General features: G+C 73.0%; 26 protein-coding genes. 19 read left to right on the top strand and 7 right to left on the bottom strand.

Annotation, left to right across the window (positions count from 1 at the left end):
• Positions 1-101 precede the first annotated feature (101 nt).
• Positions 102-443, top strand: coding sequence for a hypothetical protein (locus O7607_RS05580; RefSeq protein WP_269701471.1), 342 nt, complete (start codon positions 102-104; stop codon positions 441-443).
• A 5-nt stretch (positions 444-448) separates the two neighbouring features.
• Here O7607_RS05580 and O7607_RS05575 read toward each other — a convergent pair whose 3' ends face one another.
• The 4 genes from O7607_RS05575 to O7607_RS05560 all read right to left on the bottom strand — a co-directional run bounded on the left by O7607_RS05575 (position 449) and on the right by O7607_RS05560 (position 4,218).
• Complete coding sequence (locus tag O7607_RS05575) at positions 449-1,630, bottom strand: DNA-processing protein DprA (RefSeq protein ID WP_269701469.1); 1,182 nt, start codon at positions 1,628-1,630, stop codon at positions 449-451.
• Entirely contained in the window at positions 1,627-3,147 is a 1,521-nt protein-coding gene (locus O7607_RS05570; RefSeq protein WP_269701467.1) for a YifB family Mg chelatase-like AAA ATPase, read from the bottom strand. The genes O7607_RS05575 and O7607_RS05570 overlap by 4 nt, the downstream gene beginning before the upstream one ends.
• Position 3,148: 1 nt before the next feature.
• On the bottom strand, positions 3,149-3,508 hold the full coding sequence (locus tag O7607_RS05565) for a YraN family protein (protein ID WP_064447257.1): 360 nt from the start codon (positions 3,506-3,508) through the stop codon (positions 3,149-3,151).
• 119 nt (positions 3,509-3,627) lie between these two features.
• On the bottom strand, positions 3,628-4,218 hold the full coding sequence (locus O7607_RS05560) for a hypothetical protein (protein WP_269701465.1): 591 nt from the start codon (positions 4,216-4,218) through the stop codon (positions 3,628-3,630).
• Positions 4,219-4,392: 174 nt separating this feature from the next.
• Here O7607_RS05560 and O7607_RS05555 point away from each other — a divergent pair, with 174 nt between their 5' ends.
• The 8 genes from O7607_RS05555 (at position 4,393) to O7607_RS05520 (ending at position 13,156) form a co-directional block, all read left to right on the top strand.
• On the top strand, positions 4,393-5,448 hold the full coding sequence (locus O7607_RS05555; protein ID WP_442929465.1) for a hypothetical protein: 1,056 nt from the start codon (positions 4,393-4,395) through the stop codon (positions 5,446-5,448).
• A gap of 242 nt (positions 5,449-5,690) precedes the next feature.
• A complete protein-coding gene (gene rpsB / locus O7607_RS05550; protein WP_269701463.1) occupies positions 5,691-6,563 on the top strand; it encodes a 30S ribosomal protein S2 in 873 nt (290 codons plus the stop codon).
• A gap of 127 nt (positions 6,564-6,690) precedes the next feature.
• On the top strand, positions 6,691-7,518 hold the full coding sequence (tsf, locus tag O7607_RS05545) for a translation elongation factor Ts (RefSeq protein ID WP_269701462.1): 828 nt from the start codon (positions 6,691-6,693) through the stop codon (positions 7,516-7,518).
• A gap of 157 nt (positions 7,519-7,675) precedes the next feature.
• Complete coding sequence (gene pyrH, locus O7607_RS05540) at positions 7,676-8,443, top strand: UMP kinase (protein WP_013284607.1); 768 nt, start codon at positions 7,676-7,678, stop codon at positions 8,441-8,443.
• Between the two features lie 86 nt (positions 8,444-8,529).
• Complete coding sequence (gene frr / locus O7607_RS05535; protein WP_269701461.1) at positions 8,530-9,087, top strand: ribosome recycling factor; 558 nt, start codon at positions 8,530-8,532, stop codon at positions 9,085-9,087.
• 253 nt (positions 9,088-9,340) lie between these two features.
• Positions 9,341-10,648 carry a phosphatidate cytidylyltransferase gene (locus tag O7607_RS05530; protein WP_269701460.1) on the top strand — a complete coding sequence of 436 codons (1,308 nt, stop codon included), beginning with the start codon at positions 9,341-9,343 and terminating at the stop codon, positions 10,646-10,648.
• A 104-nt stretch (positions 10,649-10,752) separates the two neighbouring features.
• Positions 10,753-11,898 carry a 23S rRNA (adenine(2503)-C(2))-methyltransferase RlmN gene (gene rlmN / locus O7607_RS05525; RefSeq protein ID WP_269701459.1) on the top strand — a complete coding sequence of 382 codons (1,146 nt, stop codon included), beginning with the start codon at positions 10,753-10,755 and terminating at the stop codon, positions 11,896-11,898.
• Between the two features lie 22 nt (positions 11,899-11,920).
• The gene (locus O7607_RS05520) at positions 11,921-13,156 is read left to right on the top strand and encodes a DivIVA domain-containing protein (RefSeq protein WP_269701458.1); all 1,236 of its coding nucleotides are present in this window, start codon (positions 11,921-11,923) and stop codon (positions 13,154-13,156) included.
• 79 nt (positions 13,157-13,235) lie between these two features.
• Here O7607_RS05520 and O7607_RS05515 read toward each other — a convergent pair whose 3' ends face one another.
• Complete coding sequence (locus tag O7607_RS05515; protein ID WP_269701457.1) at positions 13,236-13,460, bottom strand: hypothetical protein; 225 nt, start codon at positions 13,458-13,460, stop codon at positions 13,236-13,238.
• 247 nt (positions 13,461-13,707) lie between these two features.
• Here O7607_RS05515 and O7607_RS05510 point away from each other — a divergent pair, with 247 nt between their 5' ends.
• Both O7607_RS05510 and O7607_RS05505 read left to right on the top strand, forming a co-directional pair.
• The gene (locus O7607_RS05510) at positions 13,708-15,288 is read left to right on the top strand and encodes a Rieske 2Fe-2S domain-containing protein (RefSeq protein WP_269701456.1); all 1,581 of its coding nucleotides are present in this window, start codon (positions 13,708-13,710) and stop codon (positions 15,286-15,288) included.
• 108 nt (positions 15,289-15,396) lie between these two features.
• Positions 15,397-16,035, top strand: coding sequence for a TMEM175 family protein (locus tag O7607_RS05505; protein ID WP_269706900.1), 639 nt, complete (start codon positions 15,397-15,399; stop codon positions 16,033-16,035).
• A gap of 56 nt (positions 16,036-16,091) precedes the next feature.
• Here the strand turns inward: O7607_RS05505 and O7607_RS05500 are convergent, their stop codons facing one another.
• A complete protein-coding gene (locus O7607_RS05500) occupies positions 16,092-17,687 on the bottom strand; it encodes a phytoene desaturase family protein (protein WP_269701455.1) in 1,596 nt (531 codons plus the stop codon).
• A gap of 68 nt (positions 17,688-17,755) precedes the next feature.
• On the opposite strand from O7607_RS05500, the gene O7607_RS05495 reads away from it, so the two are divergent.
• Both O7607_RS05495 and O7607_RS05490 read left to right on the top strand, forming a co-directional pair.
• Positions 17,756-18,175, top strand: a complete 420-nt coding sequence (locus O7607_RS05495) for a ribosomal protein L7/L12 (protein WP_269701454.1) — start codon at positions 17,756-17,758, stop codon at positions 18,173-18,175.
• 104 nt (positions 18,176-18,279) lie between these two features.
• Positions 18,280-19,449: an alkaline phosphatase PhoX gene (locus O7607_RS05490; protein ID WP_269701453.1), complete on the top strand. Its 1,170-nt coding sequence runs from the start codon at positions 18,280-18,282 to the stop codon at positions 19,447-19,449.
• 9 nt (positions 19,450-19,458) lie between these two features.
• Here the strand turns inward: O7607_RS05490 and O7607_RS05485 are convergent, their stop codons facing one another.
• Positions 19,459-20,301 (bottom strand): YhjD/YihY/BrkB family envelope integrity protein, encoded by an 843-nt coding sequence (locus tag O7607_RS05485; protein WP_269701452.1) that lies wholly within the window; start codon positions 20,299-20,301, stop codon positions 19,459-19,461.
• 51 nt (positions 20,302-20,352) lie between these two features.
• Here O7607_RS05485 and O7607_RS05480 point away from each other — a divergent pair, with 51 nt between their 5' ends.
• From O7607_RS05480 to O7607_RS05455, 6 genes are all read left to right on the top strand, one after another.
• Complete coding sequence (locus tag O7607_RS05480; protein ID WP_269701451.1) at positions 20,353-20,898, top strand: GNAT family N-acetyltransferase; 546 nt, start codon at positions 20,353-20,355, stop codon at positions 20,896-20,898.
• A 62-nt stretch (positions 20,899-20,960) separates the two neighbouring features.
• Positions 20,961-22,190 (top strand): PP2C family protein-serine/threonine phosphatase, encoded by a 1,230-nt coding sequence (locus O7607_RS05475; RefSeq protein ID WP_269701450.1) that lies wholly within the window; start codon positions 20,961-20,963, stop codon positions 22,188-22,190.
• 75 nt (positions 22,191-22,265) lie between these two features.
• Positions 22,266-22,739, top strand: coding sequence for a YcxB family protein (locus O7607_RS05470; RefSeq protein WP_269701449.1), 474 nt, complete (start codon positions 22,266-22,268; stop codon positions 22,737-22,739).
• Between the two features lie 343 nt (positions 22,740-23,082).
• The gene (locus tag O7607_RS05465) at positions 23,083-23,487 is read left to right on the top strand and encodes a hypothetical protein (protein ID WP_269701448.1); all 405 of its coding nucleotides are present in this window, start codon (positions 23,083-23,085) and stop codon (positions 23,485-23,487) included.
• A 69-nt stretch (positions 23,488-23,556) separates the two neighbouring features.
• On the top strand, positions 23,557-24,771 hold the full coding sequence (gene dxr / locus O7607_RS05460; protein WP_269701447.1) for a 1-deoxy-D-xylulose-5-phosphate reductoisomerase: 1,215 nt from the start codon (positions 23,557-23,559) through the stop codon (positions 24,769-24,771).
• The gene (locus tag O7607_RS05455) at positions 24,768-26,015 is read left to right on the top strand and encodes a M50 family metallopeptidase (protein WP_269701446.1); all 1,248 of its coding nucleotides are present in this window, start codon (positions 24,768-24,770) and stop codon (positions 26,013-26,015) included. Before dxr ends, O7607_RS05455 begins: the two co-directional genes overlap by 4 nt.

Genomic DNA, 26,015 nt, shown 5'->3' with positions numbered 1-26,015 from the left:
GGGCAGCGTGGCCGAGCCGGCCCCGACGGAGGGTAGATCCGGCCGCGATCAGGCCAGTGCGTCCCCCGCGACGGTGACGCCCGGTACGAGGAGGGCCGAGAGTGGGAGTGGACGCCGTCCTCTACCGGCAGGTGTCGGCGGGTGACCACCGTCGCCGTCCCGTGTACGTCTCGATCGAGGTCGTGGCGGACCCGCAGGATGTCCTGCTCGACCTGCTCAAACGTGTCCGCGGCGGGGGTCGGACCCCGCTGCTGGACCGCGTCGACCCGCTCGGTGAGCTCACAGTGGGCGCCGAACGGATGCCGCACCTGCTCGCCGAGCTGCGGTGCCTGGCGGAGGTGGCGCGGGCGCCGGCGGAGGTCGACCACGTCCACCGGCTGGCCCGGCTCGTCCGCCGATGTGCCGAGCGCCGCGACGCCGAGATCCGGTTCGAGGGCGACTGACGCGTTCACGTGCGGGCGGTCGGTGATGGTGGCGCGAGCGCGTATCCGTCGTCGCGGCGTACCACCATCGCCAGCTCCTCCAGCATGGACAGTTTGCGCATGGCGGTACGCAGGTCGACGCCTGCCCGCGCGGCGATGCTCTCCAGGTCGAGGGCCCGGCGGCGGGGCAGCGCCTCCAGCACCTGGGTGGCCTCCTCGTCGAGCCGGTCCCGGGGGCGTTCGGGTGCCCGGGCGGGCGGGGCGAGGTCGTATCCGATGCGTCCCACCTCCTCCAGCACGTGTGCGACGTTCGTGACCAGCCGGGCCTCCGGCCGTTCCCGCAGCACCTCGTGCCCACCGACGGACATCGCTGACGTGACCGGCCCGGGCACCACCATCGCCGGGCGGCGCAGGCCGAGCGCCCGGTTGAGCGTCTGGGTGGCGCCGCTGCGGGCGGCGGCCTCCACGAGGACCGTGCCGTTCGTCGCCGCCGCTATGACCCGGTTGCGGATGAGGAACCGGGGCCGCAGCGGCTCCGCGCCCGGAAGCCACTCGCTCACCAGCAGGCCGGTTTCGGCGATCCGGTCGAACAGCGCGGCGTTGCCCATCGGGTACGGGCGGTCCACGCCGCAGGCGAGCACGGCGACGGTGCGCCCGCCCGCCGTCAGCGCCCCGCGATGCGCGGCGGCGTCGATGCCGAACGCCCCACCGGACACCACTGTCCACTCCCGGTCGGCCAGGCCGTAGCCCAGCTCGGTGGCGATGTGCGCGCCGTAGGGGGTGGCCGCCCGGGCGCCGACCACCGCCACCGAGCGCGCCAGCGCCTCACCGAGCGGCCACGCTCCGCGTACCCAGAAGCAGAGCGGCGGGTCGGTCTCCACGTCGACCCGCCGGGTGGCCCCTGACAGCGCCAGGCGGCGCAGGTCGCGGACCTGGGTCGGCCACTCGTCGTCGTCGGGGGTGACCAGCCGGGCCCCGAGCCGTTCGCCACGGGCCAGCGCCTCGGCCGCGACCGCGCGGGCGTCACCGGAGGCGCCCCGCGCCGCCACGGCCGAGCGCAGTGACCGTTCCGGCGCCCCGCCGGAAAGCAGCAGGTCGAGCGCGGCGACCGGGCCGATCCGCTCGACCAGGGCGTACACCGACCGGGTGCCGGGCTCGGCGAGCCAGGTGAGCGCGACCCGCGCCAGTCGCCGCTCGTCGGCGCTCACGCGACCTCCCCGGTCCTGAGCTGGACGGCCTCCGCGACGTCGTCGCGGCCGGGCCGGTCCCGCCCGTCCAGGTCGGCGATGGTCCAGGCGAGCCGGAGTACGCGGTCGTAGCCGCGCGCGGACAGCGAACCGGTGTCGAGCCGGTGGCGCAGATCCCGGCTGACCCGGGCGGGCAGGTGCCACGGCGGCCGGCGCAGGTACGGGCCGGGGACGTCGGCGTTCACCCGGTGCCCGGTGGCAGCCCAGCGATCGGCGGCGGCATGCCGCGCGGCGACGACCCGGGCGGCGACGGTGGCCGAGGACTCGTGCGCGGAGTCGGTGCTCAGCAGCTCCGCCGCGCGCACCGCCTTCAGCTGGACCTGCACGTCCACCCGGTCGAGCAGCGGACCCGACAACCGCCCCAGGTAGCGTCGCCGGGCCAGCGGCGCGCACTCGCAGTCGACGTCACCGGAGGGTTTAGCGCAGGGGCAGGGGTTGGCCGCCAGCACCAGCTGGGTGCGGGCCGGATACTCGGTGGCGCCTCGGGTTCGCGCCACCCGGACCCGGCCGCTCTCCAGCGGCTGCCGCAACGCCTCCAGCGCGCCCTTGCCGAACTCGGGCGCCTCGTCCAGGAACAGGACCCCGCGGTGGGCGAGCGACACCGCGCCGGGCCGGGCCAGCCCGGAGCCGCCTCCGACGAGCGCGGGCACGGTGGCGGTGTGGTGCGGCGCCTGGAACGGGGGACGGCGCAGCAGCCCGCCGCCGGGTGGCAGCAGGCCGGCGATCGAGTGCAGCGCGGTGACCTCCAGGGCTGCCTCGTCGTCCAGTGCGGGCAGGATCGACGGCAACCGCTCGGCGAGCATGGTCTTGCCGGCGCCGGGTGGACCGAACAGCGCGAGGTGGTGGCCACCGGCGGCGGCGATCTCCAGGGCACGCCGCCCGAGCGGCTGCCCGGCCACGTCGACGAGGTCGGGCCCGGCCGGCCCGTCGGCCGGAACGTGGGCGGGTGGGGCGAGCAGCGGGATGCCGTCGCGGACGTGGGCGACGAGCCGGTGCAGGGTGTCGACCGCGTGCACCCGTACGCCCGGGATGACCGCCGCCTCGGCGGCGTTGCCGGCCGGTACGACGACGCGGGTGTGCCCGGCGCGGGCGGCCGCGGCGACCATCGGCAGCGTGCCGCGGACGGGGCGTACCGCGCCGTCGAGGCCGAGTTCGCCGAGCACCACTGTGGCGTCCAGGGCGACCGGTGGCAGCTCGCCCGACCCGGCCAGGACGGCGAGCGCGATGGCGAGGTCGAACGCCGAGCCGTACTTGGGCAGGGTGGCGGGGAGGAGGTTGAGGGTGATGCGGCGGTTGGGCCACTTCTGACCGGAGTTGACGATCGCGGCGCGGACCCGGTCGCGCGCTTCGTGCAGGGCGGTGTCGGGCAGGCCGGAGATGATCACGGCGGGCAGTCCGGGAGCCAGGTCGGCTTCGACCTCGACGAGATGACCGGCGACTCCGGCCAGGCCGACGCTCAGCACTTTCGCGTACCCCATGTCAGAACGCGCCGCGGAGGTGCTCGACCCGGGCGGGGCCGGTGAGCGGGAGCCGGACGGAGAGCACGTCGAAGCGGACCTCGTCGGCGGTGGTTCCGGTCTCGGCGAGCCAGCGCGCGGCCAGGCCGCGCAGCCGGCGGGCCTTGGCCGGTACGACGGCCTCGGCGGGCGAGCCGAACTGCTCGGTGCGGCGGGTCTTGACCTCGCAGATGGCGAGGACCGGGCCCTCCCAGGCGATGATGTCGATCTCGCCCTCGGGGCAGCGCCAGTTGCGGGCGACCGGGCGCAGGCCCGTCTCGATCAGGTGCCGTAGCGCGCACCGCTCGCCGTACGCCCCGACGGCTCGGTTCCGGTTCGTCATGCCGGCCAGGATGCGACCGGAGGCTGGGGTCAGGGGCGCCGTGAAGGGGCTCCCTGTGGACAAGGTGCCGCCTGTGGACGGGCTCGCGATCACCCGTCCGATGTGTTAGCGCGTGCCGTTCACCCGGCGGTCTCGGTCATCGCTTCGCGCACGTCGAGGAACTGCGCTGTCCGGTCGCCGATCGGGCGGGACGAGAGGAAAGCGACGACACCCAGGGTCTGAGGGTCGGCCCAGGCGCAGACGACGAGGTAGCTCTTCAATTCGGTCCGCCCCTGGCCGCAGCGGGCCGTGCCGCCCAGCCGGCCGGCATCGACATCTTCGCGGGCACCGACGCGGTACGGGCTCAGCGCGCGCTCGACCAACCCCTGCTGGTCGGTGACGGTGCCGGACACGCCCGTGATGAACACCATGTCCGCGTCCGGGCCGTGCCCGCCGTACGCCCAGCCGACGGCACTGGTGGCCGGGTCGACTTCACGCTTCAGGGTGTCGAGGTGCCGCTTGGCCCCTTCGATGGCCACGCGATCCATGTTCTTCGTCAGGCCGAGCAGCGTTTCCGGCATCCGCAGTTTGCGGGTGACCGGCGACGGCGCGCCCACCGGAGAAGCACCGGACTTCGGCTGCGTCGCCGGCTCCGGCGCGCACCCGGCGATCAGGATCAGTGTCGTGGCCGCCAGCAGCAGGCGCGTAGTGGGTCGTGCCGTCATCGCCATTACCCCGTTCTCGTGCGGTGAGCCGGAGCACGGTATCCCGAACACGCGCCGCCGCGCCGACCTTCGCGCCGTACGGCTACTGACCGTGTCCCGTCGGCGACCCGGCGATGTCGGCGCTGACCTGGGCCGATCCGCAGGCGACCCGAATGGCGCGGCTGGTGCCCGTCGCATACCGTGCCGGTCGTGGACGGACGACGGAACTACTCCGAGGATGAGCAGGGGTCGCGATGGGGCGACCGCGGATACGAGTCGGACTGGCGCGCTTCGGGCGAGCCCCGCTACCGCGACGACGACTACCGCACCCCCGAGCAGCGCGCCGGTGACAGCCGGTACGCCGAGCCGGGCCGGTACTCCGCCGCCGATCCGCTGGTGGACGACACGAGCAGCTGGCGGTCGCAGCGGCCGGACGACCCGGAGGTCTCCGGCGAGCTGCCCGGATCGCGCGCCGGCCGTCGCGCGGCGCGCGAGGCGGCGGCCGACCCGCTCGGCGCGGTGTCCCGCAGCGGCGTGGACGCGCTCGGCACCGCCGCGCACGGCAACCCGCTGTCGAGTTCGCTGGGTACGCCGGCGACCGCCCCGCTGACCGGCGCCGCACCGGTGGGCGCCGACCCGTACGGCCTCATCGCTCACGGCAGCGACCCGGCCGGCGGCGTGGGCGCCGACACCCGGAGCACTGTCGGCGGCGTCGACAAGCCCCGGCTCAGCCCGATCGGCGGCTACCCGGTCGTCGAGCCGGCGCCGGGTATCGACGGCGGAGCCGAATCGACCGCCGCGGCACGGCTGAACCCCGGCGAGGCCACCCCGCTGCGGATCGGTGAGCGGCCGGGCGGCCCCACGCAGCCGGCGGCGACCCCGAACCCCCTCGAGATGCCGACCGGTCCGATGCCCGCGGTGCTGCCGCGTCCGGACGGGCCGCCGCTCGGCGACGGTGTCTACCGGACGCGTCGTCCGGCGCTGGCGATCCTGCTGGCGGTGCTGGTGCTGGTGCTGGAGGTGCCGGCGGTGCGGGTGTTGCTGCACGGTCTGTTCGGTGACCCGGTGTCGACGTCGCACGTCGTGGTGGGCATGTTCCTGGTGGTCGGGCTGCCGATCTTCGGCACCGGCCTGTACGGGCTGCGCACCGGCGGGCTGGCGCTGGCCGACGGCAGCCGGGGCTGGCTTCGCCCGCCGACGGCATACCTGACCGTCGGCCTGGTGCTGTTCCTGGCCGCCGCGCTCGCCGCCGGCTGACCGAGCCGCGCGGGCGTGCTCCGCACCCGGGGGCCGGGCAGCGGAGAGGGCGCGTACACTGGTCGACTGGCGACCGCCTCGCGCGGTCGACCTCGCGTGCCCTCTCCACGGTCTTCTCCGTGGGGCGACGGCCTCCCTGGTCCCGGTCTGACGTATCGGGCCCACCCTGGCCGGCGATCGGGCGCCAGGCGTCCGGCCGCCGGCCGGACGGACAACCAGGGACAAAGTAGGAGTAACCCACCATGGCCGTCGTGACCATGCGTCAGCTGCTGGAAAGCGGTGTGCACTTCGGGCACCAGACCCGGCGCTGGAACCCGAAGATGAAGCGCTTCATCTTCACCGAGCGCAACGGTATCTACATCATCGACCTGCGCCAGACGCTCGACTACATCGAGAAGGCGTACGAGTTCGTCCGCACCACCGTCGCCGGTGGCGGCAGCATCCTGTTCGTCGGCACCAAGAAGCAGGCCCAGGAGGCCATCGCCGAGCAGGCGACCCGGGTCGGCCAGCCGTACGTCAACCACCGCTGGCTCGGTGGCATGCTGACCAACTTCCAGACCGTGTACAAGCGGCTGCAGCGGATGAAGGAGCTGGAGGCCCTGGGTGACCTGAGCGGCACCGCCGCCGGTTACACCAAGAAGGAGACGCTCCAGCTCTCCCGCGAGAAGATCAAGCTCACCAAGACCCTCGGTGGTCTGCGGGACATGCAGAAGCTCCCGGCCGCGGTCTGGATCGTCGACACCAAGAAGGAGCACATCGCCGTCGACGAGGCCCGCAAGCTGGGCATCCCGGTGATCGCGGTGCTCGACACCAACTGCGACCCGGACGAGGTCGACTTCCCGATCCCGGGCAACGACGACGCCATCCGCTCGGCCGAGCTGCTGACCAAGGTCGTCGCCGCCGCCGTCGCCGACGGTCTGATCGCCCGTTCCGGCCGTAACCGGGGCGCGGACGAGAAGCCCGAGGCCGGTCAGGTCGGCGCCGACGAGCCGCTGGCCGAGTGGGAGCGCGAGCTGCTCGAGGAGCCGAAGAAGGCCGACGAGCAGCCCGCCGCCGCCGAGCAGCCCGCCGCCGCGCCGGCCGCCGAGCAGCCGGCGACCGCCTCCGCGGAGTGATCTCGCCGTCGCGTCCCCACCGTCCGGACTCCCGGCGGTGGGGACGCGACGGGTACGCCGGGCAGAACCGGCCCGGAACCGGGTAACCAGCACCCCAGACCACCTCACTGACACCGAAGAGAGAGTCATGTCCAACTTCACCGCCGCGGACGTCAAGAAGCTCCGCGACCTCACCGGCGCCGGCATGATGGACTCCAAGAAGGCGCTGACCGAGGCCGAGGGCGACTTCGACAAGGCCGTCGAGATCCTGCGCGTCAAGGGCGCCAAGGACGTCGGCAAGCGGGCCGGGCGCACCGCCGCCAACGGCCTGATCGCCCACTCCGGCCAGGCGCTGCTCGAGCTCAACTGCGAGACCGACTTCGTCGCCAAGAACGACGCCTTCATCGCGCTGGCCCAGCAGCTGGTCGAGCACGGCGTGGCCAGCGGCGCCACCAACGCCGAGGAGCTGCTCGCCAGCACCATCGATGGCAAGAGCGTGGCCGACCTGATCCAGGAGCAGTCCGCCAAGATCGGCGAGAAGCTGGTGCTCAACCGCTTCGCCAAGCTGGACGGCACCACCGCGGTCTACATGCACCGCAAGAGCCAGGACCTGCCCCCGGCAGTCGGCGTGCTGGTCGAGTTCACCGGCAAGTCGGACGAGGCGGCCGACGCCGACGCCCGCGCCGTGGCCATGCAGATCGCCGCGATGCGGCCGAAGTACCTCACCCGCGACGAGGTGCCGGCCGAGACCGTCGAGTCCGAGCGGCGCATCGCCGAGCAGACCGCCCGCGAGGAGAACAAGCCCGAGGCGGCGCTGCCGAAGATCGTCGAGGGCCGGGTCAACGCCTTCTTCAAGGACTTCGTCCTGCTGGAGCAGTCGTCGGTCGCCGACAACAAGAAGACCGTCAAGCAGGTGCTGGCCGACGCCGGCATCGAGGTGACCCGCTTCCTGCGGTTCGAGGTCGGCCAGGCCTGAGCCGCCGCACCGGGCCGTCCGGCCCGGGCACAGGGGAGAACGTCGACGAGGAGGCCGCCGGTGTACGCGACAGGCACCGCGGCCTCCTCGTCACATAGGGTCGGCAGGGGCACGTACGCGACGCTCGCGCGATGCGCGGGGAGAAGGGGCGGGGCGGATGACGCAGGTTGTGAGTGACCGGAGCCTGGCGGCGGAGGACCCGACCGCCCCTCCGCCCGGTCGGTCCCGCCGGGTGGTGCTGAAGCTCTCCGGTGAGGTCTTCGGCGGCGGCGCGATCGGCGTCGACCCCGACGTCGTGCAGGGCATCGCCCGCCAGATCGCCACCGTGGTACGCCGCGGCGTGCAGGTGTCGGTGGTGGTCGGCGGCGGCAACTTCTTCCGCGGCGCCGAGCTGCAGAAGCGGGGCATGGACCGCGCCCGCGCCGACTACATGGGCATGCTCGGCACGGTCATGAACTGCCTGGCCCTCCAGGACTTCCTGGAGAAGGAGGGCATCGAGACCCGGGTGCAGAGCGCCATCACGATGGCCCAGGTCGCCGAGCCGTACATCCCGCTGCGCGCGATCCGCCACCTGGAGAAGGGCCGCGTGGTCATCTTCGGTGCCGGCGCCGGCATGCCGTACTTCTCCACCGACACGGTGGCCGCCCAGCGGGCGCTGGAGATCCGCGCGGACGTGGTGCTGATGAGCAAGAACGGCGTGGACGCGGTCTACACCGCCGACCCCCGGATCGACCCGACCGCGAGCAAGCTCGACTCGATCACCTTCTCCGAGGTGCTGCGCCGTAACCTTCGGGTGGCTGACGCCGCCGCGTTCAGCCTCTGCATGGAGAACGGCCTGCCGATGCTGGTCTTCGGCGCCCAGGGCGACGACACCATCGTCCGGGCCGTCGGCGGCGAGAAGATCGGCACCCTGATCACCGCCTGACCGGCCCGCCGGACCGGCAGCGGTCCCTCTGCCACGGCAGCACCCGCACCACACCCGACGAGCGACAGAAGGAGGCGAGGAGACCGGTGATCGACGACACCCTCCTCGAGGCGGAGGAGAAGATGGAGCGTGCCATCGAGCACGCCAAGGAGGAGTTCGGCGGTATCCGTACCGGACGCGCCAACGCCGCCATGTTCTCCCGGATCGTGATCGACTACTACGGCAGCCCGACCCCGCTGCCGCAGATGGCGTCCATCGCGGTGCCCGAGCCGCGCATGGTGATCATCAAGCCGTACGACAACTCGCAGCTGGGCGCCATGGAGAAGGCGATCCGCGACTCGGACCTCGGGGCCAACCCGAACAACGAGGGCAACCAGCTCCGCATCGTCCTGCCGCAGATGACCGAGGAGCGGCGCCGCGACATGATCAAGGTCGCCCGGCAGAAGGGCGAGGAGGCCAAGGTCGCCGTCCGCAACATCCGCCGCAAGGCCAAGGAAGAGCTGGACCGCCTGGTCAAGGACGGCGAGGTCGGCGAGGACGAGGGCCGGCGCGCGGAGAAGGAGCTGGACGACCTGACCCAGCGCTTCGTCGGCGGAGTCGACGAGCTGGTCAAGCACAAGGAGAGCGAGCTGCTCGAGGTCTGAGCACCCGCGTACCTCGCACGGCACCGCGCGCCGTCGCCCGCCGGGGCGGCGGCCCGGTGCCGTCGTCGTGCCCGGCGGCGCACACCCTCGGCGTCGCGGCGGGTGCAGTAGGCTCGGCACGATTCCCGACCACCACGGGGTGAACGGCGGGAGTCGCCCGGCCGTCGGTCGGTAAACAGAAAGTCTCACGCCGGTAGGGGATGGTCTTGGTCTTGCGTCATGTGGTGGCTCTCGTACCGGCTGCCGGTGCGTGATGTCCCACCCCGACCCCTACGGCAACACCGAGTCGCGTGGCTGGGACCGCCCGGCCGCCCCGGCCCTGCCCTGGCCGGACACCGACCTGGAGCCCGGCCCCTGGCGGCCCGGCCCGGCCGCGCACACCCACCCCGCCGAGCCGGACACCTACGCCCGCCCCGGCGGAGGCCCGGACACGTACGCCGGCCCGGACACGTACGCCGGGCCGTACCCGACGACCTCGCGGCACCACGACGGCCCGGGCCGGTACGACGGACCGCCGGCCGGCGACCGCGGCCGGCGCGACGAGCCGCGGCACGACGGCCCGTGGGGTGAGCCGGCCCGCGACGACGAGTACCCGACCGCGCAGATCGCGCCGGTGCGCGACGAGCCCACCGAGCAGATCCCGGCGGTACGCGACGAGCCCGCGCCGGAGCCGCTGGCCGGCCGCCGCGGGCCGGGACGCCGACGGGCGAGCGCCGAGCGTCCGCCGACCACCGAGCCGACGACGTCCCGGGCCGGGCGTAACCTGCCGGCCGCGATCGGCGTCGGGGTGGCCCTCGGCGCGGCGGTCGTGGTGCCGCTGTTCTTCTTCATGCCGGCGTTCCTCGCCGTGCTGGCGACCGCTGTCGGGATCGGCATCTGGGAGATGGCCCGCGCGGTCCGCCGCACCGGTGCCCACCCGCCGCTGGCGCCGCTGGTCGCCGGTGGCGTGATCACCGTGGGCCTGGCCTGGTACGCGGGCCCCGACGCGCTCTGCCTCGGCCTGCTGGTGACGGTGCTGGGCACGATGATCTGGCGGCTCGGCGACGGGCCCGGCAACTACCAGCGCGACCTCACCGCGGCCACCCTGATCGCGGTGTACGTGCCGTTCCTCGCCGGGTTCGCGGCCATGCTCGCGGCGGCGCCCGGCGACGGGCACCTGCGTGTGCTGGTGACGCTGGCGGCGGTGGTGCTCTCCGACACCGGCGGGTACGCCGCGGGCGTGTCGTTCGGCAAGCACCCGATGGCGCCCACGATCAGCCCGAAGAAGTCCTGGGAGGGCTTCGCCGGCTCGGTGGCCGCCGCGGCTGCGGGCAGCGCGGCGCTGCTGTGGGCGTTGTTCGACGTGGCCCCCTGGTGGGGGGCGCTGTTCGGGATGGCGATCTCCGTCTCGGCGGTGCTCGGTGACCTCGCCGAGTCGATGATCAAGCGGGACCTCGGCGTCAAGGACATGAGCAACCTGCTGCCCGGGCACGGCGGTCTGATGGACCGGCTCGACTCGATCCTGTTCGCCGTGCCGGTGGCGTACCTGCTGCTCGCGGTCTTCGTCCCGGTGGTGGGCTGAGGCATGAATCACGGCGGCGAGCCGACGCGGCCCGGCCGGCCGGGGGCGATTCGACACGTACGGACGGGTGCGTCCGGGCGGGAGCGTGTCAGACTGGACGCGCCATGACGAGCCTCCCGCTGATCTCCGTAGACCCCGACGCCCGCGGCCGCAAGCCCGCGATGCCTCCCCGCCACCTCGCCGACCTGGACCTGCCGGGCCGGCAGGCGCTCGTCGCCGAGCTGGGCGAGCCCGCGTTCCGCGCCAAGCAGGTCTCCAACCACTACTTCGGCCGCCTGGTGCGCGACCCGGAGCGGATGACCGACCTGCCGGCGGCGACCCGGGAGCGGCTGGCGGGTGCGCTGCTGCCCACCCTGCTGACCCCGGTACGCGAGCTGGCCTGCGACGACGGCGCGACGCGCAAGGCGCTCTGGCGGCTGCACGACGGCTCGCTGGTGGAGAGCGTGCTGATGGGCTACCCGGACCGGGTGACCGTCTGCATCTCCAGCCAGGCCGGCTGCGGCATGGCCTGCCCGTTCTGCGCCACCGGCCAGGCCGGGCTGACCCGCAACCTGTCCACCGCCGAGATCGTCGACCAGGCGGTCTACCTGGCCGGGGTGGCCGCCTCCGGCGTGGTGGCCGGGTCGCCGCCGCGGCTGTCGCACGTGGTGTTCATGGGCATGGGCGAGCCGCTCGCGAACTACTCGCGGGTGGTGGCGGCGATCCGCCGGCTGGTCGCCCCGGCGCCGGAAGGGCTGGGGCTGTCGCAGCGGCACATCACCGTCTCGACGGTCGGCCTGGTGCCGGCGATCCGCCGACTGGCCAGCGAAGACCTCTCGGTGACCCTTGCGTTGTCGCTGCACGCCCCCGATGATGAGCTGCGCGACGAACTCGTCCCGGTCAACCAGCGCTGGAAGGTGTCCGAGGTGCTGGACGCGGCGTGGGACTACGCGGCCACGACGGGGCGTCGCGTGTCCATCGAATACGCGATGATCAAGGACGTGAACGATCAGCCGTGGAGAGCCGATCTGCTCGGGCGGCTACTGGCCGGCAAGCTGGCCCACGTGAACCTGATCCCGCTCAACCCGACTCCGGGCAGCCGCTGGGACGCCAGCCCGAAGTGGGTCGAGCGGGAGTTCGTCCGGCGGTTGCGCGACGCCGGGGTGTCGACCACGGTGCGCGACACCCGGGGGCGCGAGATCGACGGGGCCTGTGGGCAGCTCGCCGCCGCCGAGGACACGGACGGCGACTCACGCGCGGCAACGGCGTAGCGGTACGAGACCAGGAGACATAGTGGCGAGTCAGGGTCAGCGTTTCCGGCGTAAGGCGCTCCGCCGGGGCTACAAGGTCGACGAGGTCGACGCCTTCCTGGACCGGGTCGAGGCGACACTCGACGGCCAGCCGGTGGGCGCGCCCGTGGCCTCCCAGGAGGTCCACGACGTCGTCTTCCGGGTCCGGTTCAACGGCTACGACGAGTGGCAGGTCGACCTGCACCTCGACCGGGTCGAGCGGCAGCTCGCCGAGCTGGAGGAGCGCGGTGGCGCACCCGCCGGGCGCGGTGGCGACCCGCGGATGGCCGACCGGCTCGGCCCGCCGATGCGCGACGACAGGGGCCTGTCGCCGGTGCCGCAGCCGCCGATGCCGCCCCGGCAGATGCCGCCTCAGCCCGGCCCGCCGGCCGACCGCTACGGCAACCGCTACGACGAACCGACCGGGGCGTTCGCCGGCGGCTACGACGGCCCGCGCGGCGGCTACGACGGCCCGCGCGGCCCGGGTGGTCCCGGCCCGATGGGCCCGGGCGCGCCGATGGGGCACGGCGGCCCGCCGCCGCGCGGCCTGCCGCCCGGCCCGGGCGGCTACGGCCCGGACAACGGCCCCGGCGGGTACGGCCCCGACAACGGTCCCGGTGGGTACGGCCCGCCGGACAGCGGCCCGGGTGGCTACGGCCCACCGGACAGCGGGTACGGCCAGGAGGAGCGCTTCGACGGGTTCGAGGCCGGCCGGCGCGGGCGTGCCGACATGACCGCGGAGATCCGCATGCCCGACCGCGAGCTGCGCGGTCGTGGCCCCGGCGGTCCGCCGGCGTTGCCGCAGCAGGGCTACGGCGCACCGGAGCCCGGCTACGGCCAACCCGACCCGGGTTACGGTCCGCCGGACCCGGGCTACGGGCCGCCGGACCAGGGCTACGGCCCGGGCCCCTCGATGACCGGCCCTCCGCTCGTGGGCCCGCCGGTCGCCGGTCCCCCCATGGTGGGGCCGCCGATGGCCGGCCCGCCCGGCAGCGACCTGCACCGGGTCGACCAGATCCGCCGCAGCTTCCAGGTCCGCCGGTTCGGCAGCGGGTACGACCCGGACCAGGTCGACCGGTTCTTCGAGACGCTGCTCGGCGGCATGCAGGGGCGCAACCCGATGCCGGTGAACCCGAAGGAACTCGACACGCTGCGCTTCGGGCTGGTGCCCGGTGGCTACTTCGAGGCCGAGGTCGACGCCGCGCTCAAGGACGTGCAGGACATCCTGCTCGGCCGCTGACCCCGCCCGCACGAGACGACGAAGGGCCCGCCCCCGACGAGGGGGCGGGCCCTTCGCGCACTACCGTGGGCGCCGCGCGTCAGGACCGCAGGCCGTTGCGGCGCAGCACGGCGTCGCCGATGACGATGGCGATCAGCAGTCCGGCGATCCCGAACAGCCAGAGGTGCTCCACCCGGCCCTCCTCGATCCCGCAGAACGCCATCAGAACCAAGGCCACTGCCGACAGCACCGCACCGATCCGTCCGGACTTGCGGTGCCCGGGCTTGTGCTGATCTGGCGCGGTTACCGGCTCGTCTCCTGCCACTGTCGGTCCTTCCCTCGCGATCGGATCTCCGATCAGTCTGGCACGCCCCCAACCGGGCCCGGCGCAGGGTCCGACCTCCTGTGCCGGGGATGACCCGGCCGGGCGACAGCGGCACGCCGGCCGGCCCGGGCCGTTGGTCCCGTAGCGGCCGGGGCGGAAGGGCACTACCGGCGTCGCGGAACGGCGAGCACACTGCCTCCGGTAGCGTCTTGACGTACACCTTGATGTCTTTTTGAGGAGGACTGCGGTGCGAGTGACCGGTACGGGGCATGCCAGCATGCGGATCGACACGGCTGCGGGCAGCATCCTGTGCGACCCGTGGGTCAACCCCGCCTACTTCGCCTCGTGGTTCCCCTTCCCGGACAACTCCCTGCTCGACTGGGCGACCCTCGGCCAGGTCGACTACCTGTACGTGTCGCACCTGCACCGGGACCACTTCGACGCGAAGCACCTGCGTGACTTCGTGTCGAAGGACGCCACCGTCCTGCTCCCCGAGTTCCCCACCTCGGAGATGGAGGACGAGTTCCGGGAGTTGGGCTTCACCAAGTTCCTCAAGGCCCCGAACGAGCAGGTCGTGGAGCTGCCCGGCGGCCTGAAGATCATGATCCAGGCGCTGACCAGCCCGACCGACGGCCCGATCGGCGACTCCTCGCTCTGGGTCGAGTACGACGGCGTCCGGCTGCTCAACCAGAACGACGCCCGCCCGACCGACCTGAGCGTGTTCGCCGAGCTGGGCCACGTGCACGCGCACATGCTGCAGTTCTCCGGCGCGATCTGGTACCCGATGGTCTACGAGCTGCCGCAGGCGGCGAAGACCGCGTTCGGCAAGCAGAAGCGGGACCGGCAGTTCGACCGCACCTGGCGCTACATCGACGACCTGAAGGCCGACCACGTCTTCCCGATCGCCGGCCCGCCGTGCTTCCTCGACGACGAGCTGTGGCAGTTCAACGACATCTTCGGCGACGAGGGCAACATCTTCCCCGACCAGTCGGTGTTCCTCTCCGAGTACGCCAAGGTCGGCGGCACCAACGGCATCGTGCTGCTGCCGGGCAGCGTATCGGAGATCACCACCGAGGGCGCCACCACCACGCACCCGGTGCCGGTGGAGGAGTTCTTCGCGAACAAGGTCGCCCACCTGGAGGAGATGCGGGAGCGCAAGCGCGGCGTCATCGAGGCGGAGAAGGCGTCCTGGCGGCACCCCGAGGTCGACGTGCTGGGCGAGATGAAGCGCCGGATCGAGCCGCTGCTGGACGAGTCGATCTACCTGGCCAAGGGTGTCGGCGGGCCGGTCCGCTTCGACCTGGTCGGCTACGACGGGTCCGAGGTCGAGTCGATCGTGGTGGACTTCCCGGGCAAGGAGGTCCGGCCGTACGCGGACGAGAAGGTGCGCTACCGCTTCCGTACCGAGCGGGCGCTGATCGAGCACCTGCTGCACATCGGCGAGGTGGACTGGGTCAACTCGCTGTTCCTCTCCTGCCGCTTCTCCGCGGCCCGGATCGGCCAGTACAACGAGTTCGTCTACGCCTTCTTCAAGTGCCTGTCCGAGGAGCGTCTCCAGTACGCCGAGGGCTGGTACGACGAGCACGAGCGGGCGGTCGACGCCGAGGACATCACGCTCGACGGCTGGGTGGTGCAGCGGCGCTGCCCGCACCTGAAGGCGGACCTGAGCCGGTTCGGCATCGTCGATGGCGACCAGCTCACCTGCCAGCTGCACGGCTGGAAGTTCGACCTGGCCAGCGGGCGCTGCCTGACCAGCGTCGGGCACAAGATCCGGGCGCACCGCGCCGACGCGGAGACCCCGGCGCCGGCCGGGGAAGCGGCCATCTGACGAGTTCCGCCCCGCCCGCCGCCCCCGGCACGCGACCATCGGTCGTGAGGGGGCGGCGTGACGGGTGCGGACAGGGAACCGGCGTACCGGTTCGGGCGCGGCAGCGAGATGGCGCGCGACGCCTCGCGGGTGGAGGCGTTCAGCGACGCGGTGATCGCCATCGTGCTCACCCTGATGGCCGTCGAGCTGCTGGCGTTCGACCCGGACCTGCCGCAGGACGACGGGCTGGCCGCGGTGCTCGTGCAGGAGTGGCGGGCCTACCTGGCGTACGTGATCACCTTCGCCATCGTCGGCCAGGTCTGGCTGACCCACCACAACATGTGGCGCTACGTCCGCCGGGTCGACCAGATGCTGCTGGTGCTGAACCTGCTGCTGCTGATGTTCGTGGCGGCGATCCCGTTCACCGCCGACCTGCTCGCGGACAACCTGCGCGGCACGGTCCGCGACCAGCGGCTGACCGCCGCTCTGTACGTGGGCGTGGTGCTCGGCGAGGCGCTCTTCTTCAACCTGAGCTGGTGGTGGGCACGCCGCCGCGGGCTGCTGCACCCCGGTCTGGACCCGCGGCTGGCGCGGGCGGTGGCCCGGCGGTTCCGCCTCGGTCCGCTGCTCTACCTGGTCGCGTTCGCGATCGTGTTCGTGGACCCGGTGCTGAGCCTGCTGGCGTACCTGCTGCTGGTCGGCGTCCACCTGGTGCGCGGGCCGGGCGATCTCCCGCCCGCGGGCCAGGAGGCGCCCGAGACGCCGTGAGCGGCTGTTAAGAAGGGGCCCTTCCTCTACCGGAGGCGTTAATAAGGGGCCCTTCCTTACATCTCGGCGAGGATGCGGCGGGCGGCGTTGTGCCCGGCGGCGCCGATCACGCTGCCCGCCGGGTGACAGCCGGCGCTGCCCGCGTACACCCCGTCCACACCCGTCGCGTACGGCATCCGGTCGGTGAACGACACCGTGTTGTCAACGTGGTGGATGTGCCCGCCGGTGATGCCGAAGTGCGCCTCGATGCCGGGCGGCGGCAGCGGCACCGCGTCCGCGACCAGGTCACCGGCGCCCGGTGCGTACCGCTCGCAGATCGCGATCAGCCGCTCCACGTAGCCGGGCAGCGCCGCCTCCCAGGTGGTGCCGGCCAGCTCGTAGGGGACCGACTGCACGAACAGCGCCGACGAGTGGTGCCCCGCGTCGTCGGACAGCGACGGGTCGACAGTCGTGTGCAGGTACCACTCGATCGTCGGCTCGTCCGGCAGCCGCCCGGCCCGCACGTCCGCCCACATGCCGCGCAGCGCCGCCATCGGCGACTCGCCACCGTCGCCGACGAGCGAGGCCGAGCCGGGCAGCAGGTGGATGGTCGATCCGAACGGGCTCGGCGCGTCGTCCGGCAGGCAGGAGAAGCGCGGCAGCCCGGTCAGCGCCAGGTTGAGCTTGAGCGTGGTGCCGGTGCGGCGGACCGCCGCCATCCGCGCGCCGAGTTCCGCCGGGAGCGCGCCGTCGGGCAGCAGCTCCATCAGCCGGTACGGGTCACAGGCGCCGAGCACCACCGGGGCGTCCACCTCCCGCCCGTCGGCGAGCGTGACCCCGGCGGCGGCGCCTCCGGCCAGCCGGATCGCGGTCACCGGCGCGTCGGCCACGATCCGCGCCCCGGCGCGTACGGCGGCCTCGGCGAACGTGCGCGACACGGTGCCCATGCCGCCCCGGGTGATCATCCAGGTGCCGTCCGCGCCCGGCAGCCGGCACATGTTGTGCACGAGGAAGTTGTGCCCGGTGCCGGGGTCGTCCGGGCCGGCGTTGAGCCCGGACAGGCCGTCGGTGACCGCGTACATGCTGACCAGCAGCTCGGAGCGGAAGTCGAAGCGGGCCAGGTGGTCGGCGACCGAGCCGCGCACCAGGTCGACGAAGACCTGCCGCAGCGCGGGCCGCACGTAGCGCTCGGCGGTCTCCTCGACCGGCAGCGGCTCGGCCAGCCACGCCGGGGCGAGGTCCTCCCGCAGCTGGGCCAGCTCGGCGTGCAGCGCGTCGTCGGCGGCGACGTCGGCGGGGGAGAACATCTCCGCGAGCTGCCGCCGGCTCGCCGCGACGTCGCTGCCGGCCAGCAGGTACGGCGAGCCGAGCCCGCCCGGCGTGGGCAGGAAGTAGTGCGGGTCGCGGCGCAGCACCGGGATGGTCACGTCGAGCGTGGCCAGCAGCTCCGGCGGCATCAGCCCCAGCAGGTACGACCCGCTGGAGTGACGCAGCCCCGGCACCTTCGGGAACGGGTTCTCGGTGCGGGTGGCGCCGCCGATCACCCCTGATGCCTCCAGCACGAGGACGTCGAGGCCGGCGCGGGCCAGCAGGATCGCCGAGACCAGGCCGTTGTGCCCGGCGCCGACCACCACGACGTCGGCGCGGGACGGCAGCTCACTCGCGTCGCTCATGGGAACGGAGCGTAGCGGCGGCGGGTGCCGGGCGGGAGGGTTCGCGCTGAGGCGCTACCGTTCCCGGCATGTCCCCGGCTGTCCAGATCGCGCTCGCGGTGGCGCTCGTCGTGGTGGTGTTCCTGCTCCTGCTCGTGCTGCGGCGCGACCGTCCCCGGGACCTGGTCGCCCCGGATCGCCCGGCGGGCGACGGGCAGGCCGAGGTGCTCCGGCTGGCCCGCGCGGGGCGTACGGTCGAGGCGGTCAAGGTGCTGCGCGAGCAGACCGGGCTGTCGCTGCTGGACGCGAAGCGGGCGGTGGACGTGCTGGCGTCCGGCGGCACCTGGTCGCCCGGCCCGCCGGCACCGGGAACGGCCGTCGACGACGCGGTCCGGGCCGAGGCCGCGCGGCTGCTGTACCAGGGGAAGAAGATCCAGGCGATCAAGGTGGTACGGGAGCACACGCACATGTCGCTCGCCGACGCCAAGCGGTACGTCGAGGGCCTCTGACGCCGGACGGCCGTCACCGGGCGTTCACCCTATAGTGGCAGTTGTCGATGCATTTCCGTCCTACCGTCGACGGGACACCCACCGCCTCCGGGAGGTAATCCCCGATGGACCGTCGTACCGTCCTGCGTGCCACAGCCGTCGGTGGCGCCGCCGCTTTCGCCGGTGGTCTCTGGACCGCCGCAGCCGCCCCGGCCCAGCCCGCCCAGCCCGGCCCCGGCCCGTACGGCGACCTGCTGGCCGCCGACGCCAACGGCCTCCAGTTGCCGGCCGGCTTCACCAGCCGGGTGATCGCCCGTTCCGGGCAGCGGGTCGCCGGCACCTCGTACACCTGGCACCCGGCGCCGGACGGCGGCGCCTGCTTCCCGTCCGGCGACGGCTGGATCTACGTCTCCAACTCGGAGGTGCCGCTCGTCGGTGGCGCCTCGGCGGTGCGGTTCGCCGCGGACGGCGCGATCACCGCCGCGTACCGGATCCTCGGCGGCACGAACGTCAACTGCGCCGGGGGCCCGACCCCGTGGGGGACCTGGTTGTCCTGCGAGGAGGTGCCGCTGGGCCGCGTGTTCGAGACGTGGCCGGAGGGCGGCCGGGCCGGTGAGGAGCGGACCCGGATGGGCCGCTTCAAGCACGAGGCGGCGGCCTGCGACCCGCAGCGGCGGGTGGTCTATCTGACCGAGGACGAGGGCGACGGCTGCTTCTACCGGTTCGTCCCGGACACCTGGGGCGACCTGCGCACCGGCAAGGTGCAGGTGCTCTGCGCCCCGGACGGCCAGGTGACCGGGCCGGTGACCTGGCGGGACCTGCCGGACCGCGACGGCTTCCCGGTGCCCACCCGCTACCAGGTGGCCGCGGCGCAGACGTTCGACGGCGGCGAGGGCTGCTGGTACGCCGACGACACCTGCTGGTTCACCACCAAGGGGGACAACCGGGTGTGGGCGTACGACGCGGTGAACCAGCGGCTCGACCTCGCGTACGACGACTCGCTGGTGCCGGCCGGCGCCGCGCCGCTGACCGGCGTCGACAACATCACCGGTGCCGCCGGTGGTGACCTCTACGTGGCCGAGGACGGCGGCAACATGGAGATCAACGTGATCACGCCGGCCGGTGTGGTGGCGCCGTTCGTGCGGTTGCTCGGGCAGTCCGAGTCGGAGATCACCGGGCCGGCGTTCTCCCCGGACGGCAGCAGGCTCTACTTCTCCTCGCAGCGCGGCACCAGCGGTGCCCGGGCCGGCACCGGCGGCATCACGTACGAGGTGCGCGGCCCGTTCCGGCGCTGACGGCGGCCGTCAGGCGCGGGCCGCCTCCCGGGTGGCCCGCCACCGGCTCGCCGCCAGCGTGGCCGAATAGCCGGACAGCACGATCACGTGGAACAGGTACAGCCACAGCAGCACCGCCACGCCACCGCCGATCTCGTCGAAGCCGCCGAACGGCACGCCCAGGTCCAGCGGCAGCGAGCAGAACAGCACGAAGCCGTGCAGGAAGCCGGACAGGTTCGCCGCTGTGAACGAGCCCAGGGCCACTGTGGCGAGCCAGTCCGGGGAGGCCGGGCCGACCACCCGGAACACCCAGATCAGCACCGGCGTGAGCACCAGCCACACCGCGAGGAACGACAGCACCACACCGAGCGCGCCGACCCAGCCGCCCTGGCGTACCAGCCGTGTGGTCATCGGCAGCCCGAGCAGGATCGACAGCAGCAGCACCGGGGCCGGCGCCAGCAGCGGGAGCAGCAGCAGGCGACCGCGCCAGCCGACCAGCGCACCGGACTCGGCGCGCGGCTCGGCCACCGAGACGAACGCGCGGCGCAGCCCTTCCCCGTAGAGGGAGGCCGGCAGCAGCGAGGCCAGCGCCAGCAGCGGGGTCAGCCCCAGCCCGGCCTCGACCAGCGCGGCCGCCGCCCGGTGCGCGCCGATCTCGGTGGGCAGCGTCTCGATGGCGTACCCGGTCAGCCGCCGCACCCGGTCCGCCCCGGCGAGCAGCCCGGTCAGCCAGATCGCCAGCAGCGCCACCGGCACCACGGCGATCGCGCCGTAGAACGTGATCGCGGCGGCGTGCAGGGAGAGATCCCGGCCGCGGACCGGCCGGAACGCCGCAGCCGTGATCCGCTTCGCCCGATCCCACCCGTCGCCCATCGCCCTCTCGTTCCCCGTACGGCCCCGCGCCACGCATTACGATCCGGCGGCATGACGATCGCCACGACCGACCGGCTGGTGCTCCGGGACTGGACCGAGTCACCGGACGACCTGGCCCGGATCTACGACATCTACTCCCGGGACGAGGTGATGCGCTGGCTGGGCGGCGGCAAGGGCCGGATGACCGACCCGTCCGAGGCGCGCGAGCGGGTCCGGATGTGGCACGAACGCTGGGCGCCGTACGCCGGCCGCTGGGGCCTGTGGGCGATCGAGCCGCGCGCCGGCGGACCGGTGGCGGGGAGCATCCTGCTCAAGCCGCTGCCGGGACGCGACGGCGTCACCCTCACCGACGACATCGAGGTCGGCTGGCACCTGCACCCCGACGCCCAGGGCAACGGCTACGCCACCGAGGCGGCCCGCGCGGTGCTGGAACGTGAGTTCGCCACCGGCACCCCGAGGGTGTACGCGGTGGTGATGACCGGGAACGACCCGTCGATGGCGGTGACCCGGCGCCTCGGCATGACGCACGTGGGCGTACGCACCGACTGGTACGGCGGGGTCGAACTGGAGACCTTCGTCCTGGAACGTCCGGCCTGAGCCGTGCCGTTGGCAGTTCGCCCTCGGCCTCCTACGGTGGTGGGGACACGGGGGAGGCACGGATGGTCGACGGTGGCGACGCAGCGCGTTGGCTGCACCTCCACGCCGCCCGGGGCGGTCCGGACGACCTGTCGCTCCTGGTGAACCGGGTCGCGCCCGTCATCGGGGCCACCGACATCGTGATCTACCTGGCCGACTACACGCAGTCCTCGCTCGTACCCCTGGTCGGCGTGGGCGCGCCCCGGGACGAGCTCACGATCGAGACGACGCTGGCCGGCCGGGCGTTCACCGGCCTGCAGGTGCAGCGCGCCCCCGACCGCCCGGATCGGCTCTGGGTGCCTCTGCTGCTCGGCTGCGAACGGCTGGGGGCGCTGGAAATCGTGTCGTCGCGCGCCGGTGACCCCGCGCTGGACCGGCCGGCCTGGGAGGTGGCGGTCGCCGTCGCTCAGGTCCTGGTGAACCGCCGGCTCTACGGCGACGTCGTGGAACGGATCCGCCGCCGCCTGCCGATGCAGGTCGCTGCCGAGACCGTGTGGGGGCTGCTGCCGCCGCTGACCTTCGCGACGGACGAGCTGGTGATCACCGCCATCCTCGAACCGTGTTACGACGTCGGCGGGGACATCTTCGACTACGCGCTCAACGGTGACGTGCTCAGCGTCGGGCTCTTCGACACCTGCGGGCACGGGATCAAGGCGAGCGCGTTGGCCTCGCTCGTGGTCAGCGCGTACCGCAACGCCCGGCGCACCGGTCTCGACCTGGTCGACACGGCGATCAGCATCGACAGGTGGGTCCGCTCCGAACACCCCGGGCTGTTCGCGACCGCGCTGCTCGCCGAACTCGACCGGCGGACCGGCGTGCTGCGGACCATCAACGCCGGCCACCCCGGCGCCATGCTGCTGCGGGACGGCAAGGCCGTCCGGGCACTGCCCGGACCGACCGCGCTGCCGCTCGGGCTGGGCAACCTGTCGACGCGGCGCCCGCGGGCGCACGAGGAGGCGCTGCACCCGGGCGACCGCATCCTCGCCTACACCGACGGCATCACCGACGCCCGGGGCGACGACGGGGAACGGTTCGGGCTGGATCGGCTCGTCGACTTCGTCGAGCGTGCCCTCAACGAGCGGCTGCCCAGCCCGGAGACGATGCGCCGGCTGGTGCGTGCCGTCCTCGCCTACCAGCAGGACCAGCTCGACGACGACGCCACCGCGTTGTTCCTGGAGTGGCAGCCCTCGCACCTGCCGTTGGAGCACCTGGAGCACCTCACCGCGCCAGACGGGACGATCGCGTCCCCGTAGCCTCATCCCGCAGCGACAGCCCCGCCTGACCGTTCGGCGGAGATCGCCGGGCGTGGGCGCGGTTTACCGTACGTCGTGCTGATCGAGTTCGAGGCCGCGCCCGAGCGGGGCCCGTTCACCGTGGCGTGGCGCCGGCTCCTGCGGGGCGTGGTCCTGCCCTATCGATGGGTGGGCGGCACGCTGGCGCTGCTGTCGGTCTTCACGCTCGTCGCGGAGCCCCGCCTCGTCGCCGCTGCGCTGGCGGGTGGGGCCGTGCTCTGCTGGTTCCTCGCCCCGGCCGTGATGCTGCACCGTGCGGTGGGGGCGGCCTGGCAGTGGGGCTCCGTTGCGGCCCGCTGGAACCTCTCGGACGAGGGGTTGCGGTGCGAGAGCCCGGACGGCCACACGCTGGTGCGGTGGTCCGCCGTGTCCGCCGTCGAACAGGTCCACGGCCAGTTGCTGGTGCGAATGTCGGGAGGGCGAGCGCTGATCGTGCCCTTGGCAGAACTCATGCCGCAGCAGAGACAGGACGTTCTCGCCTTCCTCCACGACCGGACCTTGCTCGTCTGAGCGCGTCGGTTCGCCACCGGGACGCACCATCTGTGCGAGCGACGGCACGAGAACGGGTGAAGCTCGACTCCGAGCATCCGGCTCGGCCTGGTCGAGGAGAAAGGGTGTCTTCGGTGAGCGGAGGCACGTCGAGTGACGCGGAGCGGAGTCCCGTCCTGCCCGGCACGGCTGCCGTCCCGGCCGGCGAACTCGCACGCCGCCAAGGCGCCGAGCCGGTCACCAGCCTCGACGATTTGGCTCGTCCGGACCTGATCGGGTCGGACGAGGAACTGGAGGTTCTCCTTGCCGACCTCGACGCCTCGCGGCATCGGACCGGCCTGACCGCGACTCGTCCGGTAGGTCGTTGGATCTTCTGGGGTGCCTTGACCAGCCCTGGACGGCCGCGGCGGCACTCGACCTGCTGCTGGAGAACAACGGCCCGAGGATCGAGGTGCTGCGCGGCTGCGTGATCGTCACGCCGGGCAGCGGCGTCGACCGGCGTACGGCGCATCTCCATCTCGCGTACCGGATCGGGGTGGCGGCCCGGGCCGCCGGCTGGTGGGGCTGTCGATCGGTCAACCTGGTGTCCGGTGACGACCTGTTCGTTCCCGACCTGGCCGTGCTGCGACGCCCGGCCGGTGGTCTCCGCGCCGTCACAATCCAGGACGCGCTGCTGGTGGGGGAGATCGCACCGGTCGACGTGATCGACAGGCCGCGGGAGTACGCGGCCTCCGGTGTCGCCCGAGGCGTAACGGCGTCACCTCGGTGAAGTGGAGTCGATCATGTCGCCGGGCACTCCGGGACGAACCGGGGTGAGGCGCTGGGGAACAATGGTCCGGTGACCACTCCCCGAGACCTCGTGCTGCTCGGTTCGACCGGCTCGATCGGCACCCAGGCCATCGACATCGTCAAGCGCAACCCGGACCGCTTCCGGGTGGTCGCCCTCGGCGCGGGTGGCGGCAACGTGGAGTTGCTCGCCGCGCAGGCGCTGGAGCTGGGCGTGGAGGCGGTCGGTGTGGCCCGCGCGTCCGCCGCGCAGGATCTTCAGCTCGCCTTCTACGCCGAGGCGAGCAAGCGCGGCTGGGCCAGCGGTGACTTCAAGCTGCCCAAGATCGTCGCCGGGCCGGACGCGATGACCGAGCTGGCGCAGTGGCCGTGCGACGTGGTGCTCAACGGGGTGGTCGGCTCGCTGGGCCTGCCGCCGACGCTGGCCGCGCTGCACGCCGGGCGTACCCTCGCGCTCGCCAACAAGGAGTCCCTGGTGGCCGGCGGCCCCCTCGTGAAGGCCGCGGTGACGCGGCCGGGGCAGATTGTTCCGGTCGACTCCGAGCACTCGGCGCTGGCGCAGTGCCTGCGCGGCGGCGCCCGGGGCGAGGTGCGGCGGCTCGTGGTCACCGCCAGCGGCGGCCCGTTCCGGGGGCGGCGGCGCGACGAGCTGACCGCCGTGACGCCGGAGCAGGCGCTGGCGCACCCGACCTGGAACATGGGCCCGGTCGTCACGATCAACTCCGCCACGATGGTCAACAAGGCGCTGGAGGTGATCGAGGCGCACGAGTTGTTCGACGTGCCGTACGCCGACATCGAGGTGATGGTCCACCCGCAGTCGGTGATCCACTCGATGGTCGAGTTCACCGACGGGTCCACGCTCGCCCAGGCCAGCCCGCCGGACATGCGGCTGCCCATCGCGCTCGGCATCGGCTGGCCGGACCGCGTGCCGGGCGCCGCCGCCGCGGTGGACTGGACCACTGCACACACCTGGGAGTTCTTCCCGCTCGACGACGCCGCGTTCCCGGCGGTCGCGCTGGCCAAAGCGGCGGGTGAGGCCGGGCGCTGCCGCCCGGCGATCTACAACGCGGCGAACGAGGAGTGCGTGGCCGCGTTCGTCGCGGGCCGGCTGCCGTTCCTCGGCATCGTCGACACCCTCCAGCGGGTGCTGGAGGACGCACCCGACTTCGACGAACCAGGTACCGTCGAGGACGTGCTCGCCGCCGAGTCGTGGGCACGGGCGCACGCCCAGGAGATCATCGTCGGGTCGGTGGAAGGAGCTCGATGAGCTATCTGCTCGGGGTGGTGCTGTTCGCCCTGGCGATCCTCATCTCGGTGAGCCTGCACGAGGCGGGGCACATGCTGACCGCCAAGGCGTTCGGGATGAAGGTCACCCGCTACTTCGTCGGCTTCGGCCCGACGCTCTGGTCGTTCAAGCGGGGCGAGACCGAGTACGGCGTCAAGGGCATCCCGCTCGGCGGCTTCTGCAAGATCGTCGGCATGACCCCGCAGGACGACGACGTCGAGCCGGGGGACGAGAAGCGCGCGATGTGGCGCTACCCGGTGTGGAAGCGGACGATCGTGATGTCCGCGGGTTCGATCACCCACTTCGCCCTGGCCCTGATCGCGCTCTGGATCATCGCGGTGTCGGTCGGACTGCCGAACCCCAAGTTCCCCAGCACCGAGGCCGGCTTCCGGGCCGAGCCGGCGGTGATCGCCATCGCGCCGTGCGTGGTGGTGGAGAACGCGGCCCGCGCCTGCGAGTCCGGCGACCCGGCCAGCCCGGCCCAGAAGGCCCAGCTCCAGGACGGCGACCGGATCACCGCGGTGAACGGCAAGCCGGTCTCCACCTGGGGCGACATGCTCGACGTGGTCCGCGCCACCCCGCCCGGTACGGCCACCGTCGCCTTCGTGCGTGACGACAAGCCGCAGGAGGCGCGGGTCGACCTGGCCGCGGTGCAGCGTCCGCCGCTCGACGACCCGAAGGGTGCCCCCTCGTCGGTCTCCGCGCTCGGCGTGGCGCTCTCGCCCACCACTCCGACCCGGGTCGAGTACGGCCCGGTCGCCGCGTTCGGCGCCACCGCCGACTTCACCGGCACCATGGCCGTGCAGACCGCGCACGCCATGCAGCGCATCCCGCAGAAGGTGCCCGCGTTGTGGAACGCGATCACCGGCGGCGAGCGTGACGTGGACACCCCGATCAGCGTGGTCGGCGCCAGCCGGCTCGGCGGCGAGGCCGTGGAGAACAACGCCTGGCTGGTGTTCTTCATGCTGTTCGTGTCGCTGAACTTCTTTATCGGCGTGTTCAACCTGCTGCCGCTGCTCCCGCTGGACGGCGGACACATCGCCATCGCCTGGTTCGAACGGGCACGGTCCTGGCTCTACGCGCGCATCGGCCGCCGGGACCCCGGCCGGGTCGACTACCTCAAACTCATGCCCTTCACGTACGCGGTGATCCTGATCGGTGGCGCGTTCACGCTGCTGACAGTCACCGCCGATGTCATCAACCCCATCACGCTCTTTTCAAGGTGA

It is taken from the genome of Micromonospora sp. WMMA1949 (genome assembly GCF_027460145.1).
GTDB lineage: Bacteria > Actinomycetota > Actinomycetes > Mycobacteriales > Micromonosporaceae > Micromonospora.
The sequence above is the reverse complement of the archived record's forward strand: the minus strand, read 5'-3'. Positions and strand labels throughout refer to the sequence as shown.